This is a genomic window from Bradyrhizobium sacchari (assembly GCF_002068095.1).
Classification (GTDB): Bacteria; Pseudomonadota; Alphaproteobacteria; order Rhizobiales; family Xanthobacteraceae; genus Bradyrhizobium; species Bradyrhizobium sacchari.
The window spans coordinates 177,813-193,584 of the sequence record NZ_LWIG01000008.1; the positions used below are offsets into that span (position 1 = coordinate 177,813).

15 protein-coding genes are annotated in these 15,772 nt (G+C 64.2%); 6 read left to right on the forward strand and 9 right to left on the reverse strand.

The window, feature by feature from the left end:
* Window positions 1-34 precede the first annotated feature (34 nt).
* Both rpoD and dnaG read right to left on the reverse strand, forming a co-directional pair.
* Window positions 35-2,191, reverse strand: a complete 2,157-nt coding sequence (gene rpoD, locus A5906_RS12035) for an RNA polymerase sigma factor RpoD (protein WP_080135412.1) — start codon at window positions 2,189-2,191, stop codon at window positions 35-37.
* Window positions 2,192-2,564: 373 nt separating this feature from the next.
* Window positions 2,565-4,586, reverse strand: a complete 2,022-nt coding sequence (dnaG, locus tag A5906_RS12040; RefSeq protein WP_080135413.1) for a DNA primase — start codon at window positions 4,584-4,586, stop codon at window positions 2,565-2,567.
* A 221-nt stretch (window positions 4,587-4,807) separates the two neighbouring features.
* Between dnaG and A5906_RS12045 the strand changes: the two genes are divergently transcribed.
* Window positions 4,808-5,371 (forward strand): chlorite dismutase family protein, encoded by a 564-nt coding sequence (locus A5906_RS12045; RefSeq protein ID WP_080135414.1) that lies wholly within the window; start codon window positions 4,808-4,810, stop codon window positions 5,369-5,371.
* A gap of 57 nt (window positions 5,372-5,428) precedes the next feature.
* Here A5906_RS12045 and A5906_RS12050 read toward each other — a convergent pair whose 3' ends face one another.
* The 3 genes from A5906_RS12050 to A5906_RS12060 form a co-directional block, all read right to left on the reverse strand.
* The gene (locus A5906_RS12050) at window positions 5,429-5,827 is read right to left on the reverse strand and encodes a gamma-glutamylcyclotransferase family protein (protein ID WP_080135415.1); all 399 of its coding nucleotides are present in this window, start codon (window positions 5,825-5,827) and stop codon (window positions 5,429-5,431) included.
* A 166-nt stretch (window positions 5,828-5,993) separates the two neighbouring features.
* A complete protein-coding gene (locus tag A5906_RS12055) occupies window positions 5,994-6,824 on the reverse strand; it encodes a transglutaminase-like domain-containing protein (RefSeq protein WP_080135416.1) in 831 nt (276 codons plus the stop codon).
* Entirely contained in the window at window positions 6,825-7,736 is a 912-nt protein-coding gene (locus A5906_RS12060) for a transglutaminase family protein (protein ID WP_080135417.1), read from the reverse strand. It lies immediately after the preceding gene.
* A gap of 91 nt (window positions 7,737-7,827) precedes the next feature.
* Here A5906_RS12060 and A5906_RS12065 point away from each other — a divergent pair, with 91 nt between their 5' ends.
* Entirely contained in the window at window positions 7,828-8,631 is an 804-nt protein-coding gene (locus A5906_RS12065) for an N-formylglutamate amidohydrolase (RefSeq protein ID WP_080135418.1), read from the forward strand.
* Between the two features lie 53 nt (window positions 8,632-8,684).
* Here A5906_RS12065 and A5906_RS12070 read toward each other — a convergent pair whose 3' ends face one another.
* The 3 genes from A5906_RS12070 to A5906_RS12080 form a co-directional block, all read right to left on the reverse strand.
* Window positions 8,685-9,668, reverse strand: coding sequence for a DUF3592 domain-containing protein (locus A5906_RS12070; protein ID WP_080135530.1), 984 nt, complete (start codon window positions 9,666-9,668; stop codon window positions 8,685-8,687).
* A gap of 174 nt (window positions 9,669-9,842) precedes the next feature.
* Entirely contained in the window at window positions 9,843-10,463 is a 621-nt protein-coding gene (locus A5906_RS12075) for a LysE family translocator (protein WP_080135419.1), read from the reverse strand.
* A 212-nt stretch (window positions 10,464-10,675) separates the two neighbouring features.
* Window positions 10,676-12,121: an LVIVD repeat-containing protein gene (locus A5906_RS12080; RefSeq protein ID WP_080135420.1), complete on the reverse strand. Its 1,446-nt coding sequence runs from the start codon at window positions 12,119-12,121 to the stop codon at window positions 10,676-10,678.
* Window positions 12,122-12,331: 210 nt separating this feature from the next.
* Here A5906_RS12080 and A5906_RS12085 point away from each other — a divergent pair, with 210 nt between their 5' ends.
* The 3 genes from A5906_RS12085 to A5906_RS12095 are packed head-to-tail and all read left to right on the forward strand — an operon-like array spanning window position 12,332 to window position 13,618.
* Entirely contained in the window at window positions 12,332-12,646 is a 315-nt protein-coding gene (locus tag A5906_RS12085; RefSeq protein ID WP_080135421.1) for an ArsR/SmtB family transcription factor, read from the forward strand.
* A complete protein-coding gene (locus tag A5906_RS12090; RefSeq protein ID WP_080135422.1) occupies window positions 12,639-13,109 on the forward strand; it encodes an SRPBCC family protein in 471 nt (156 codons plus the stop codon). Before A5906_RS12085 ends, A5906_RS12090 begins: the two co-directional genes overlap by 8 nt.
* Window positions 13,106-13,618 carry an SRPBCC family protein gene (locus tag A5906_RS12095; protein ID WP_080135423.1) on the forward strand — a complete coding sequence of 171 codons (513 nt, stop codon included), beginning with the start codon at window positions 13,106-13,108 and terminating at the stop codon, window positions 13,616-13,618. Before A5906_RS12090 ends, A5906_RS12095 begins: the two co-directional genes overlap by 4 nt.
* A 118-nt stretch (window positions 13,619-13,736) precedes the next feature.
* Here A5906_RS12095 and A5906_RS12100 read toward each other — a convergent pair whose 3' ends face one another.
* Window positions 13,737-14,510, reverse strand: coding sequence for a DUF2189 domain-containing protein (locus A5906_RS12100; RefSeq protein ID WP_080135424.1), 774 nt, complete (start codon window positions 14,508-14,510; stop codon window positions 13,737-13,739).
* 255 nt (window positions 14,511-14,765) lie between these two features.
* Here A5906_RS12100 and A5906_RS44265 point away from each other — a divergent pair.
* Window positions 14,766-15,772, forward strand: a 1,007-nt coding sequence (locus A5906_RS44265) for a PDC sensor domain-containing protein (protein WP_245326700.1), incomplete at its 3' end; no start/stop codon positions are given.

A 15,772-nucleotide genomic window follows, 5' to 3' on the forward strand; every position in this document is an offset into this window, starting at 1 on the left:
GGCCCGCCGTTTTGTTTTGGATCGTTGGTTTCGATCAGTTGTCCAAGAAGCTCCGCAGCTTCCGCGACCGCGACGGATGCTTCAGCTTGCGCAGCGCCTTGGCTTCGATCTGGCGGATGCGTTCGCGCGTCACCGAGAACTGCTGGCCGACTTCTTCCAGCGTGTGGTCGGTGTTCATGCCGATGCCGAAGCGCATGCGCAGGACGCGCTCTTCGCGCGGGGTGAGCGAGGCGAGCACGCGCGTGGTGGTCTCGCGGAGGTTCGACTGGATCGCGGCGTCGATGGGGAGGATCGCGTTCTTGTCCTCGATGAAATCGCCGAGATGTGAATCCTCTTCGTCACCGACGGGCGTCTCGAGCGAGAGCGGCTCCTTGGCGATCTTGAGAACCTTGCGGACCTTCTCCAACGGCATGCCGAGCTTCTCGGCGAGCTCTTCCGGGGTCGGCTCGCGGCCGATCTCGTTGAGCATCTGGCGGCTCGTGCGCACGATCTTGTTGATCGTCTCGATCATGTGCACGGGGATGCGGATGGTGCGCGCCTGGTCGGCGATCGAGCGGGTGATCGCCTGCCGGATCCACCACGTGGCGTAGGTCGAGAACTTGTAGCCGCGGCGGTACTCGAATTTATCAACGGCCTTCATCAGGCCGATATTGCCTTCCTGGATCAGGTCGAGGAACTGCAGGCCGCGGTTGGTGTACTTCTTGGCGATCGAGATCACGAGACGGAGGTTGGCTTCCACCATCTCCTTCTTGGCCTGGCGTGCTTCGCGCTCGCCCTTCTGCACGGAGTGCACGATCTTGCGGAACTCGACGATCTCGAGACCGGTGAGGGCCGCAAGCTGATGCACCTCGTGGCGAAGGTCCTTGATGCGGTCCTTCTCGTGGTGGACGAAGTTCTTCCAGCCCTTGGCCGAGAGTTTCGAGACGCGGTTGAGCCAGCGCGGATCGAGCTCCGAGCCGGTGTAATTGCGCAAGAAGTCCTCGCGCGCGACGCCGTGGCTGTCGGCCAGGCGCATCAGGCGGCCCTCATGCGAGACGAGGCGCTTGTTGATGTCGTAGAGCTGCTCGACCAGCGAGTCGATGCGCGCCTGGTTGAGGCGCAGCGACTTCACCTCGACGATGATCTCGTCCTTGAGCTTGCGGTACTTGCGCTCCTGGTGCGGCGAAAGCGAGGGCCCGTGCGAGGTGCTCTCGAGCTGGTTCTGGATGTCCTGCTCCTGGAGCTTGCGCAGCTTCTTGTAGCTCTCGGCGATCTTGTCGAAGATCTCGACGACCTTCGGCTTGAGCTCGGCCTCGATCGCCGCGAGCGACATCTGGTTCTCGAACTCGTCGTCCTCGTCCATGTCGGCTTCGGCGGCGGCCTCGCCCGGATCCTTCTCGGCTTCGCCGTTGCCGGCGGCGGGCGCAGCGCGGAACGGGGTCGGCGACGGCGGAGCTGCGGGCGGGGCGACATGGGCGGGCGCAGCGCCGGTCGCGGCTGCGACCTCACCGCCCTCGGCCGGGGCTTCGCCGCCTTCACCGGCAGGGCCGCTGATCATCGCGGTGTTCATGCCGCCCTTGGCGTCGGGCCCGGCATAGGTCGCTTCGAGATCGATGATGTCGCGGAGGAAGATCTTGCCTTCGTTGAGCTCGTCGCGCCAGATGATGATGGCCTGGAAGGTCAGCGGGCTTTCGCAGAGGCCTGCGATCATCGCCTCGCGGCCGGCCTCGATGCGCTTGGCGATGGCGATTTCGCCTTCGCGGGAGAGCAGCTCGACCGTGCCCATCTCGCGCAGATACATGCGCACGGGATCGTCGGTACGCTCGCCCGGCTCGCTCTTCTTGACCTCGGTGACGGCCTTCTGGGTGACCTCGACGAGTTCGTTGTCGGTCTCGTCCTCGCCGCCCTCGTCCTTGTCCTCCTCGCCTTCGCTGTCGTCGGCTTCGGTGACGTTGATGCCCATGTCCGAGAGCATCGACATGATGTCCTCGATCTGTTCGGGCGAGGTCTGGTCGGACGGCAAGACTTCGTTGAGCTGATCGAAGGTCACGAAGCCGCGCTTCTTGGCCTGCTTGATCATCTTCTTCACTGCCGCATCGGACAGATCGAGCAAGGGAGACGGCGCGTCCTGGGAGTCCTTCTCCGGCGCGTCCGCTGCCTTGTCGTCTTTTTCCTTGTCCTTCGCCTGCAGCGTCTTTGCCTTGGTGGCCATCCATTGCTCCTAAACGCGCTTCATGCGAGACGATCGCGCGCCCGCGTGAATTCACTTGAACCTGTTGCTCGACGCTCTCGCTTCGGCAGCTCTCGACACGGAAAGGGCGGCGCGCATGTCTCTCGCCACCCCCAACTCTCTCTCGCCGGATTTGCCTAACGCTTCGTGAGCCTCTTTGTCGCGGCGGATGCAGGTGTAGTGCCAACAGCTATTGCGCGGATTCATTCCTGACGCGTCTGTTCTGCCTGCGGCCGCCTCTGGGCCAAAGTGCTACAAGACCGTTAAGCCTCGATTAACCCTGTTTTTGCCGCCAAACCTTGGATTTGGCGAGTCTTTTAGCGGTTCCGGCCATGGCCGTCCGCATGATTCTTCATCACACGCTCTTCTGGAACCGACCTGACAGCTCGCCAAAACCCTCGATCAGGGCCTCGGTACCGTCAACTTCGGCCATCCGGGCCTTGACGTCACGCAGCCATGCCAAATTGGCCTCGCTGGGGTCCTCCCCCAAGGCCAGCTCGGCGTCCTTCAGCTCTCTAAGTAGTGAATGCCATTGCCGATGCAAGGCGACCAGCTGATGCCACGTCGCAAGAACGTCATCCCGCGCCGCCCCCTCGCGGGCCCCCCACACCGCCGCGGTGGTGATGGCACCTTCAACCCTTTGAAGAACTTGAGAAAACCCACCCTTCGCGAGGTCGCCGCGCATCTTCTCGGCCTGCTCCTCGGGGTCCGGCGAGTGGTAATGGTCGTTGACGAAGGCGCTGATAATGGCGGCCCGGAGCTTGTGGGCCTCGGGATGGGCCAGCTCCAGGGCGGCCACCTCCTCAAGATGGTCGTGCAGCAGCCAGGGGTGGTTGATCAGGCACTGCAGGATCAGGGCCTCCCGGCGGGAGATGGCGCTGCGCTGGCCCTTCATGATCGGGCTCGCCGCCAGCTGCGGGCTCGCCGCCTGGTAGGGGCCGGAGGGCAAGAGGGTCGGCCCCGGCGGACCGCGGCGGCCGCCGCCAAATCCTCCGCCGAATCCCTGGCCCCCGAATCGATTCGCACCGCTCCCGCTCCGCGGCTGGAATGACCGGCCGCCGCCGGGGCGGAAACTGCCGCGGCCGCCGAAGCCGCCACGCCCGCCCTCGGGCGCAAAAGTGCGCTGCAGCCGCTCGACGAAGTCGTCTCTGTAGTAGCGCCGCACCACCTCGTCGCGGATGCCGTTGGTCAGCTCCTTGATCCGCGCCTCCAGCGCGGCGCGGCGCTCGGGCGTGGCAAAGTTGCCACCTTCGAGCTCGCGCGACCAGATCATGTCGGCGAGCGGACGCGCCGCCGCGATCACCTCCTCCATCGCACCCCGGCCACCGGAGCGCACGAGATCGTCGGGGTCCTGCCCTTCCGGCAACAGCGCAATGCGCAGGCTCTTGCCGGGGCTAAGGAAGGGCAGCGCGAGATCGGCGGCACGATAGGCCGCCTTCTGTCCGGCGCGGTCGCCGTCGAAGCAGAGGATCGGCTCGTCCGCCATCTTCCAGAGCAGCGCGAGCTGACTTTCCGTCAGCGCAGTGCCGAGCGGCGCGACGGCGCCGGCAAAGCCCGCGGTAACCATGGCGATGACGTCGACATAGCCTTCGACCACGATCAGCGCGCCGCCGTCATAGGTGGCTTTGCGCGCGGCCTGGTGATTGTAGAGATTGTCGCCCTTGTGGAAGAGCGGCGTTTCCGGCGAGTTCAGGTATTTTGCCGGAACGTCCTTCTCCAGCGCACGCCCGCCGAATGCGATGACACGGCCGCGCAAATCCGTGATCGGAAACATCACGCGGTCGCGGAAGCGGTCGTAGGGCACCGGGATGTCATCGCCGCCGATCAGCAGGCCGGTCTCGACCATGTCCTCGACGGAGACGCCGAGCTTGCCGAGATGCTCCTTCAGCGCGAAGCGATCGGGCGGGGCATAGCCGAGGCGAAACTGCAATTGCGTCGCCGGCGAGATGGCGCGGTCGGCGAGATAGCCGCGCGCTTTCGCACCGACGCGTGAGGCCAGCGTCTCCGCAAAGAATTTTGCCGCGAGATCCATGACGTCATGCAGCGAGCGCCGCCGCTGCTCCTCGCGCGCCGCGTTGGGCGTCACCGCCGGCAGCGGCAGGCCCGCCATGTTCGCAAGCCGTTCGACGGCTTCCGCAAACGGCAGCCCGTCGGTCTCCATCACGAAGTTGATGATGTCGCCGTGTTTGCCCGAGGAGAAATCGTGGTAAAAACCCTTCTGGTCGTTGACGTAGAAGGACGGCGTCTTCTCCTGCTGGAACGGCGACAGCCCCTTCCACTCCCGCCCTGCCTTCTTCAGCTTGACGCGCTTGCCCACGACTTCGGAGACCGAAAGCCGGGCACGAAGCTCGTCGAGGAACTGGGGCGTGAAGCGCATGGGCTGTGTCTAGCGCGAACCGGGGTGAGTCGGGCGAAGGATCAGGGATATAGGGGCCGCTTCGGCAAAAGTCAGGTTTGTCGGGCTTATCCGGGTTATTCGACCTATGCACAGGGTCTCCGTCATTTTCCGCCGTCATTCCGGGACGCCTGCAGGGCGAACCCGGAATGACGTGGAGAGAGCCACTTGAACCCCGCCCGGTTCCACGCTTCCATATCCCCATGTTCAGGACCTTTCGAGGCGGCCACAGCGGGGGCTGGCGCGTCACCTCGATTTCAGCCGTGACGGGCGAGCCCCTGCCCTTCGTCCCGGCGCTGTCGGTGACCGACAGCGACGCGGTCTCGTTGCCGCTGGTGCCCTCGCGCAATGCCTGGCGGCTGGTCGGCGTTGCCAGCAGCTTGCGCTACACCGAGCGGCCCGAGAAGGAGCAGCTCGTGGCCGTGCAGGCCGGGCTCGGCCGGGTGGAAGCCACCAGCGCGGCGCTGATCCCGATCCGCAAATCGCAGGCCTGGTGGGATCTGACCCAGGAAGAGCGTCGCAAGATCTTCGAGGACAGGTCGCACCACATTGCCGGCAGCCTGCGCTTCCTGCCCGCGATCGCGCGCCAGCTCTATCACTGCCGCGACCTCGGCGAGCCCTTCGACTTCCTGACCTGGTTCGAATACGCCCCCGCGGATGCCTCGCTGTTCGAGGAACTGGTGGCGATGCTCAGGCAGACCGAGGAATGGAGCTATGTCGAGCGCGAGGTCGACGTGCGCGTGGTGAAGGAAGTGCTGTCGGCTTAGAGCGTGATCCGGAAAAGTGCGCAGCGGTTTTCCGACGAGATCACGCTCAAGAAGCGACTAGTGGTCGAGAAAACGACCGGACGCGATGCGGGGCAGATCGGTGACGGGCCAGTTGTAGACATAGGTCCAGGCCTTGGCGGTCGTGCCGTCCGGCAGCGTCACCTCGATCAGCTCGCGCAGATATTCGGTCGGCTCCGGAAAGCCTTCGCCGCAGGCTTCATACATGTCGAGCTCGCGCAAGAGCTCGTCGGGCACGCGCAGCTGGAACAGCTCGCCATGGACGAGGTCGGACGCTGCATTCGACAGCAGCAATCCCGGATAATGCTTGATGAGGAACAGCCGCCCGCGGCAGGTCGCTTCGCCGACGAAGTCCGCGTGCTGCGCAAGCAGTCGCGCCATCGGATGGTCAAAGCCGCGCATCAGGGTGCCGTAGACGAAGAGACGATTGGAGGTCATGGGGGTCTATAGCTGTCCATGAGGTGGAAAGACAGCGCTATACGTTGGGAAGCATCGTGCCCACCACCGTCATTGCGAGGAGCTCTTGCGACGAAGCAATCCAGACTGTCACCGCGGAAACAGACTGGATTGCTTCGCTCGCAACGACGAGGTCGGAGCAGCCCCCTCACCCCGCCTTCACCGCATCCGCGTCGACCACCTCATAGCTCACCACCTCGAACTTCTTCAGCTCCATCCGGCCAAAGCTGGTCGACAGCGCGACGTCGGCGGCGTCGCGGCCCGTGGCCATCAGGATGCGGCCGATGCGGGGGACATTGTGGCGGGCGTCGAAGGTGAACCATCGGCCAGAAAGCCAGACCTGAAACCAGCCGGAGAAATCCATCGGGAACGGTTCGGGCGGGATGCCGATGTCGCCCATATAGCCGGTGCAGTAGCGCGCAGGGATGCCCATGCAGCGGCAGAGCGCGACGGCCAGGTGCGCGAAGTCGCGGCAGACGCCGGTCTTCTGCTCGTAGACGTCGTGCGCCGACTTCATGTGATGGGCGTGCTCGTAGCCGAAGGTGACGTGCTGATGCACGAACGCGGTGATCGCCGCGACCCGATCCCAACCGGGCTCCGTCTTGGCGAACAGCGACCAGGCGATGTCGGTGAGCTTGTCGGTCTCGCAATAGCGGCTCGGCATCAGATAGAGCAGCAGCTCGTTCGGCAGCTCTTCGATCGGGATCTGCTGCGCGTCCGGCATCACCTCGTCGGGAAGGCCGCCGTCTCGCACCAGCGCGCTGCCTTTCAGCGTCACGCCGCCGGCCGGCGCCATCAGGCGGCCGCACACATTGCCGAAACCATCGCGATAGAAGCGGATGGGAACGTCGGGCTCGGCAACCACCGTCTCCCGGCCGATGATATCGGCCTGCCGTGAGGGGTGGATATTCAGCATGATCACCATCGGTGTCGGCTGCACCGCCGCGTAGGTGATCTCGAAGCCGACCTTGATCTCCATCTATGAAACCTCTGCCTCCATCTCTGCGTCGCTGCCTTGGTCGTCCGAAACCACCTTGATGTTCACTTCCATGACATCGAAGGCCTCTTCGGAACCGATATAGACGCCGTGCAGCGGGATCGCCTGGCGCGGATCGCGGGCGACCGCGACACGGATGAGGTCCCGGGTGCCGACGATGCCGTTGGTCGGATCGAACTCGATCCAGCCCGCGCTCGGCAGGTAGACCTGCACCCATGCATGCGTCGAGCCGCCGCCGACATGGCGCTGCGCGATGTCCTCCGGCACGAAGATGTAGCCGGAGACGAACCGCGCGGCGATGCCGAGCTGACGCAGCGCCTCTATCATGAACAGCGCATAGTCCCGGCAGGTTCCTGTGCCCGACTGCAGGGTATCGAGCGGATGCTGGGTGCCGGGCTCGTGACGCTTGCGGTACTTGAACTGCTTGCGGATGGCGTGTGTCATGCCGCTCAGGATCTTGAACGTCGGCGTCGGCGCCTCCTCGTCGAGGAAGGCGCGCGCCCATGCCGCGATCTCGCCGTCGGGATCGGCATATTGCGGCGTGATGTACTGGACGAGATCGGCAAACTCCTCGTCGTCATAGACATACGGATAGAAATAGGCGGCATCGTCCGCGGTCAGCGCGAACTCGTCGACGGGATTGTGCTCGACGGTGACGTGCCAGTCGAAGGTCAGATGGTCCGCGCGCTCGTCGAAACTGGCGATGGCGACCGAGTTGCCGAACACGTCGTGGATCCAGCGCAGCGACATCGGCTCAAGCGAGATCTCGAGCCTGGAATCGAGCACGCGCAAATCATGCCCGTCACGCGGACGCAGCATGATGCGGTGTTCGCCGAACGCCACGGGGCGGTTGTAGCGATATTCGGTCTTGTGATGAATCGTGAGCAGCGGCATCGTCCGGCAATCATGGTGATTTTGGGCAGACCAATCTATACCGATTCCTGCCCAATTTTCGGGTTGACTGCATTTTCCATAGGCAATCAGGATGGCTTTAGACACAGCCGGCGCGGCCGATCAACTGCTCGGCGAGGGTGACATTCCGCCAGTGCATGAGGTGAATGCAGAAGGCACATCACCCTTCCTGCTCACCTCCGATCATTACGGACGCGCATTGCCGCGCGCGCTCGGCGATCTCGGCATTCCCGAGAGCGAGCTTGTCCGGCACATCGGCTGGGACATCGGCATTGCCGGTGTCTCCGAGCGCCTCGCGGCAATGCTCGATGCGCATCTGATCGCGCAACGCTATTCGCGGCTCGTGATCGACTGCAACCGTCCGCCTGGCGTCACCAGCTCGATCCCCGTGATATCAGAGGCAACCACGATCCCGCGCAACGAAGCCATCTCCGACGCCGAGCGCAGCGCGCGGCGGCGCGAGATCTTCGAGCCCTATCATCATCACATCGACACCACGATCGGCCGCCGTCTGCACGACAAGCGGCCAACAGTGCTGGTGTCGCTGCACAGCTTCACGCCTGTCTATGCCGGCGTCGCACGGCCTTGGCACATCGGCGCGCTGTACAACCGCGACCCGGTGCTGCCGCGACTGTTGCTGAAACATCTGCGCCGCGAGGGCGATCTCGTCGTCGGCGACAACGAGCCCTATGCGGTGAGCGATCTCACCGATTACACCATCCCCGTGCATGGCGAAGCCCGCGGCCTCGTCAACACCGGCATCGAGATTCGTCAGGACCTGATCGCGGACCAGTCCGGCCAGCAGCAATGGGCCGAGCGCCTGGCAAGGGTTTTTGCGGACATCGAGGTGGAGCTGAGGGCCGAGCTGTTGGTATAGGCAGCCAAGCCGACCCGTGCGCTCCCTCGCCCCGCTTTTCGGAGAGGCGAGGGTCAACCGCCGCGGGTCGCCACGAACAGCGCCAGCGCGGCGAAGATCGCGGCGATGCCCCACAGCACGTAGGCCATGCGGCCGTCGCCGCGGGCATCGAGCGTGGCCTCGGCCGGATTGTCGGGATTGACACGGACCTCGACGGTCGCACCGTCCTGGTAGCGCGACATCAGCTTCTTCAGCATCTCGTCGGAAGCCGACGGCGTTTCCGCCGCCACGCGCGCGCATTCATTGGTGTAGCTGATGTTCTGGTAGCGATAGGTGTAGGTCACGCGCTTGCCGAACATCTCAAGGCCGCGCGCCTCGCCGGGCTCGCTGGCCTCGTGATATTCCTCGATGCCCGACAGCTTGACCGTGCCGGGCACGACCGGCCAGCGCGTCGCCATCGACGCCTGCCGCTGCACGGCCCAGGCCATCAGCGCGATGACGAGGCCGAACGCACCGAAGGCGACGACGAGGCCGGCAAGATCGGGCCGGCCGATGTGATGGGCGAGATATTGGTAGCTCTGGTTGAGGCCGAAGACCGAGCCGAAGATGATGGCGAGCACGATCGCCGAACCGATGCCGAGGCAGCCCCACAGCCCCTTGGGCAGGTCGCGCTCCAGCACGGCCTGATCGGGATGGCGCGGATTGTAGTAGACCGTGACGATGCTGCCCGCGGGATATTTCGCGAGCTTCTCGGCGACCTGGAAATTGCCGAGGTCCTCACCGATCGAGATGCGGTTGCAGCGCAGCTTGCGGCCGCCGACTGAATATTCGTAAGTGACGTTGGCGAAGTTGCGGCTCTCGGTGCGATAGCCGTCCTCGCGCTCATCGTCGGACACCTTGACCTCGCGCACCTCGGCGACCGAGGTGACGACCTTGCCCGCGGCCTGCGGCCAGGTTCGCGCCTCGCGAGCCTGCCAGGTCTTGACGATTGCGGCAATCAGGATGAGCGCGAGCGGCGCAAGCAGCATCGCGTATACGAGCGGGGGCAAATTCGGCACGGTCAAAACCCTTGGTCAGCGGCAATGCTTCCTTGGACGCACAGCCACCGCCAGAGGTTCAACCGGGCTAAGGCGCGATGAAATTGGAATGAACCATCATCGCGCTTTAGCTTGTTGTCTAGGCATGATCTTTTCGGAAAACCGCTGCGCAACTTTTCCGGATCATGCCTCCGCTCATTTCGCCCGGGTCAGCGCCAACCAGATACCGCCGCCGATCATGAAGCCGCCGGAGATGCGCGACATCATCCGGGTGCGGCGGGCCGAGAAGAATTTCCGGGCCCGGCCCGCGGCGATGGCGTAGAGCGCATCCGTCATCACCGCGGTGACCATGAAGGTTATGCCCAGCAGCGCGACCTGCGGAAAGTGCGGCTGGTTCATGTCCATGAATTGCGGGATGAAGGCACCGAAGAACACCAGCACTTTCGGGTTCGACAGCAGCACCAGGAAACCCTGCAGGAAAAACCCGCCGCGCGGTGGCGCCGGCGGCTCGTCGACATCGACGCCTTCGACCGGCGCCCAGATCAGCCTGATGCCGAGCCAGACCAGATAGGCCGCGCCGGCAAAGCGCACCCAGTCGAACCAGTAGCCCATGGTCGCCATCAGCGAGGTCAGGCCGATCGCGACGATGCCGATGACGATGGCAAGACCGGCCTGCGCGCCGGCAACGTTGGTCAGCGCCGCACGCGTGCCATGGCGCAGCCCGTTGGCGATGACCAGGGTGACGATCGGACCCGGCAGCAACGCCAGCGCAATGCAGGCGGCGACGAAGGCGAGATAGGCTTGCATGGACATCATGGGAAAGACTCGGCTGAGGGCGGATCGGGGGTATTAATGCATGGGAGGGGCGGGAACGGAAGGCTCCTCAATCGCAGCTGTCATACTCCGCGAAGGCGGGGTATCCAGTACGCTGCGGCCTCTCCGCATCCCACATGCGTCTCTGGAATGTTGGATCCCCCGCCCACGCGGGAGATGACAGTGGAGAATGTGGAAGCGGGCGCGCCGCATCGTCAGTTCCTCGGCAGACCGGCAACAGCGCGCGCCGGACCCGTCAATTCGAGGATATGCAGGCCGGTATTGGCGCGGTCGACGATGTAGATGTAGCCGCGATCATCGGTCTCGACATTGTTGGTCTGGATCGCGACCTTGCAGCGCTCGCCGCCTTCGACGGGAATGCAGCGCTTGTCGGTCGCCGCGGTGACCGCCGGGATGAAATAGCCGACTTCCTTCGGATGATAGGGATCGCGGATGTCGAGCGCGCGTACGCCGGCGTTGAAGAAGGCGATGAAGGCCATCTTCTTGTAATAGACCGGCGCCATGCTCTCATTCGACGAATGCGAGCCGAAGCGGCCGCCGCGCTGGCAGAACTGCCCGCTCGCCTCCGGCACGGTATAACTCGAGATCACCATCGGCCGCGTTTCGGTGGTGACATCGGCGAACCACACCATCTGCCGCGCCTCGCCGCACTCATTGAGGATCGCCTCGTCCACGATCATGACGATGTCGCGCATCTTGCCGTCCTTGTCCTCGGCAAACTCCGCAACGGGCATGTCGAGCATCGGGAACGTGGTGTGGGCGCCGTTGAAGGCGGACATCGGCAAGCGCCCAATCTCGGGAAAGCGCAGATTGTCCGCCGTCGGCTCCTTCGGCCCGGTCAGGAGCTTCTCGCGATCGACGATCTGCAAAATGCCGCCCTTGTTGGTGCCGTAGCCGAAATAGACGCGGTTGCCGTTCGGCCCGGTCGAGATCGGCCCGTGCAATTCGGTCGGCACCGGGCCGGTCGAGCCCGGCTCCTGGCCCGGCAGGCCGAAGTCGCGGATCTTCTGCGGATGCGCGGGATCGGAGAGATCATAGACCTGCGTCATCCGCCGCGAGCGCCAGTCCGGCGCACCCGAAACCAGAAGGGCAATGCCGGTGTCGCATTCCCACCAGCTCTTGTGCGTGTCCTTCAAGCCGCCAATACGCGTGATGAGCACGGGGCTGGCGGGATCGGTGACGTTCCAGATCTCATGCGCTTCGCTGCCGAAGGTGCGCAGCATGTAGACTGCGTTCGGATCGCCCTTCGGCAAGGTCTTGCCGTCGCAGACCCGCACCATCTGTGCGCCGCCGGATTCATATTTGCCCGGCTGCCCCGGCAGATGCCGCAGATATTTGGGGTGCGCGGGATCGGTGACGTCGACAATCGAGGTTCCGTTCGGCTCCGCTTGCCCCGTGATCGGATTGACGGGCGCGGGCACATCGTCGGTGCCGCCGTGATGGCCGATATAGGCGATCCAGCGTTCGCCCTGATGATGGATGGTCGGCTGATAGGCGCTGCGCGCCTGAAGGTCGTTGGAGCCGACCAGCTTCATGTTGGAAGCCTCCGGCGGCGCCCCGATCGTCTGCTTCTGCGCGTGGGCGACGGTGCTGCAGGCGAAAAGAACGAGGCTTGCAGCAGTCAAGACGCAACGGAACATCGATGTCCTCCCGGGAACCAATCTGCGTTGGCTGAGATGAGAGGCTAACACGGCTGATTGCGTGCGCCAAAGACACGATCACTTGCGCGTCATTCCGGAAACCGCGCAGCGGTTATCCCAATCTCGAGATTCCAGATTCGACGCCAACGCGTCGCTCCGGAATGACCTATCACTTGACATGCAACCATTTGGTTGCCTATTGTCGCTGCCATGGATGAGGTCTTCAAAGCGCTCGCCGATGGGTCACGACGCTCGCTGCTGGACAGGCTTCACGCCCGGAACGGCCAGACGCTGAACGAACTCTGCGAGGGCCTCGCGATGTCGCGGCAGGCCGTCACAAAGCACCTTGTCATCCTCGAAGAGGCCAATCTGGTCACGACCATCAGGCACGGCCGCGAGAAGCTGCATTACCTCAATCCGGTGCCGATCCATCAGATCGGCGAACGCTGGATCAGGAAGTTCGAGCGCGGCAAGCTCGCAGCGCTCGGCGAGTTGAAACGCCAGTTGGAGAAGCGCGATGAGTAAGCCGCAATTCGTCTATGTGAGCTATATCGAGACCACGCCGGAAAAACTGTGGGAGGCGCTGACCTCGAGCGATTTCACCAGGCAATATTGGTTCGGCGCCGAAGTCCGCTCGGACTGGAAGGTCGGGTCGCCCTTCGCGCTCCTGCTCGACGGCGAGGTCACCGATTCCGGCGAGATTCTGGAGGCCGATCCGCCGCGGCGCCTGTTCTATAGCTTCAAGCACCACAAATTCGAAGAGCTTCGGGGCGAGCCGATCTCGCGCGTCGTCTTCACCATCGAACCGTTCGGCCCGCTCGTGCGTTTGACCGTGCTGCATGACGGCTTCGTCGAGGGCGGCAAATATCTCGGCGCCGTCTCCAACGGCTGGCCGGCGATCCTATCCCAGCTCAAGAGCCTGTTGGAGACCGGAAAGCTGCTCGGCATTCCGCGCGCAGCGCTGAACAAGGGATTCGATGCAAAATGAACCTCGATCAATTCAAACCGCTCACGGTCTACACCATCTACATCGCTTCGACGCCGCAGAAAGTGTGGGAAGCGCTGACCTCGGCCGAGTTCAGCAGGCAGTACTTCTTCGGCAATACCGTGGAGGTCGAGCCGCGTCTTGGCGGTGCGTTTATCGTGCGCACGCCCGATGGCGCGCTGCACATCAGCGGCGAGGTCCTCGCTTACGATCCGCCGCGAAAACTCTCCGTCACCTTCAACGTCAACTGGCCGGAGCTGATCGAGAAGCTCGGCCCGACGCTCGTGACCTACGAGATCGAACAGGTCGGCGATGCGGTTCGCCTCACCATGAGCGAGGGCCATGACCGGCCGCTCAGCGACGACATCCTCGAAGGCGGACGGCAGGGCTGGCCGGCGATCCTCTCCAGCCTCAAGAGCGTGCTCGAGACCGGCAAGCCGCTGGTCGTGAAAATGGGCCCGCCGCAGCGGATGCTCGATGCGCTGAAGGCGATGGGGATCAAGACGCCGTAGGCCGCTGTCGTCCCGGCGAATGCCGGGACCCATAACCCCAGGGAGGAGTTTGGCACGAGCGACCAGTCTTCGCCAAAGTTCATTCGGTGGCTATGGGTCCTGGCATTCGCGAGGACGACTACGGCACCGGCACCACCAGACGCCGATACAGATGCCATGTCGCGTGCCCGAGCACGGGCAGCGTCACGATCAGCCCGAGAAAGTACGGCAGCGCCGAGACGATCAGCAGCATCACAATCACGGCCGCCCAGCCGATCATCGGCAGCGGGCTGGTCACCACCGCGCGCACGCTCGTCACCATCGCCGTGACGAAATCGACCTCGCGATCGAGCAGCAACGGAAACGACACCACGGTCAGCGAGAACAGGATCAGCGACAGTGCGGCGCCGACCGCGTTGCCGATGGCGAGGAACAGCAGGCCCTCGTTGGTTGTCAGCACCACCGTCATGAATTCCTGCAGGCTCGAGAACGACGCATGCAGACCGAGCAGCAGCGCGATCAAGAGCCGCACCTGGTACATCCAGATCACGAACACGAACAGCGTGACGAAAGCCATCCAGCCGATTTCGCTGCGCGAGCGTATCGTCGACCAGATCGCGCCGAACGAGACAGGCTCGCCGCGCTCGCGGCGGCGGCTGACCTCGTAGAGCCCGATCGCCACGAACGGGCCGATCAGCGCGAAACCGGCGGCAAGCGGATAGACAAGATAGACCATGCCGAAGGCAGTGAGGCAGAGCATGATGGCGATGCCGCCGGCGGCATAGAGCGCGCCGAAGCAAAGCCCGTAGAGCGGCAGCGACTGGAAGTCGCGCAGGCCCTCGACCAGCGCCTCGGCGATATCCGTGGCAACGACGGGACGCACCACCGGATCGACTTTGCCCGAGATGGACATGAATTCCTCCTCCTTTGCCGGCGCGATCTTCGTCGCACGCGACGTCGATATTAGCGCCCTCCCGGGCCGCACGCACGCACGAGTTGATGACGGTATCGCAGGACGCCCGCCAGCGCCTCATCGGCCACCCGCCAAACGTGTGCGTCAAAATCTTTCCTCGCTTTTCGGCACTATGCCTATGGACGGAGCGGAGGGCGGTGCCGCAAATTGTACCTCCGTCCCTACACGCGATGACCCGAGCGGACCATTCGACCGATGAGCTTGCGTACCCGGCTACTGATCCTCGTCATCGCGGCCATGCTGGTGCCCGCGAGCCTCGTCGGCTTGCGCTTCATGCAGAACCGCAGCAGCGACATCAACGCCGCCCTGACCAATCTGGCGGCGGCGGCCGACGAGATTGCAAGCGACCTGAACGAGAAGATCCAGGGCACCGCGCAGCTTCACTACGGTCTCGCCCGCGCCCGCGACCTCGACACGCGCGACAAGGCGGCGTGCTCGGCGTTCCTGTCGGAAGTGCGCGAGGAATATCCGCAGTTCACGGGAATATTGACCATCGATCCCGACGGCAGCCTGTTCTGCGACTCGCTGCGGACCAACCGCAGCCTCGATCTCAGGGATCGCGCCTATTTCAAGCAGGCCCTGGTCTCGAACCGCGTCGTGCTCGAACCGGTATTTGGCCGCCTGACCGGAATATCGGTGCTCCAGATCGCATATCCGGTGCGGACGGATGCGGGCGCACTGAAGCTGATCCTGCTGGCTTCGTTCAATTTGCGCCAATTCGCGGAGTTCCATCACAAGCGCCTGCTCGCCGAGAAGGACGTCCTGCTTGTCGACGGCAAGGGCACCGTTCTGGTCGCTCCCTCCGGCGGAGGCTGGTCCGTGCCCGTCGGCGGGTCGATCGCGGGATCGGAACTGTTCCGCTTCGCGGCAGCGCCCGACCGGGAGTCCTTTCATGAGGTCACCGATGGCGCGGGCCGCACCCACGTCTGGAGTGTCGCCGCCCGCTCGCCGGCGATCCGGGATGCCGGTCTCTACATCCTGGTTGGACGGTCCAAGGACGGGCTGGTCGCGGCGGCGAACCGCCGGCTCTACGAGGATCTGGCGATCCTCACCGTGGCTTCGCTGCTGCTGCTGGGGGCCGTCTGGATCCTTGCGACCGTGAGCGTCGGGCGTCAGGTCGGGCGGCTCGCCGCGATGGCGAAGAAGCTCGGGCGCGGCGATCTCAGCGCGCGCATTGCGCCGCCGCATCCGGGCGGCGAGCT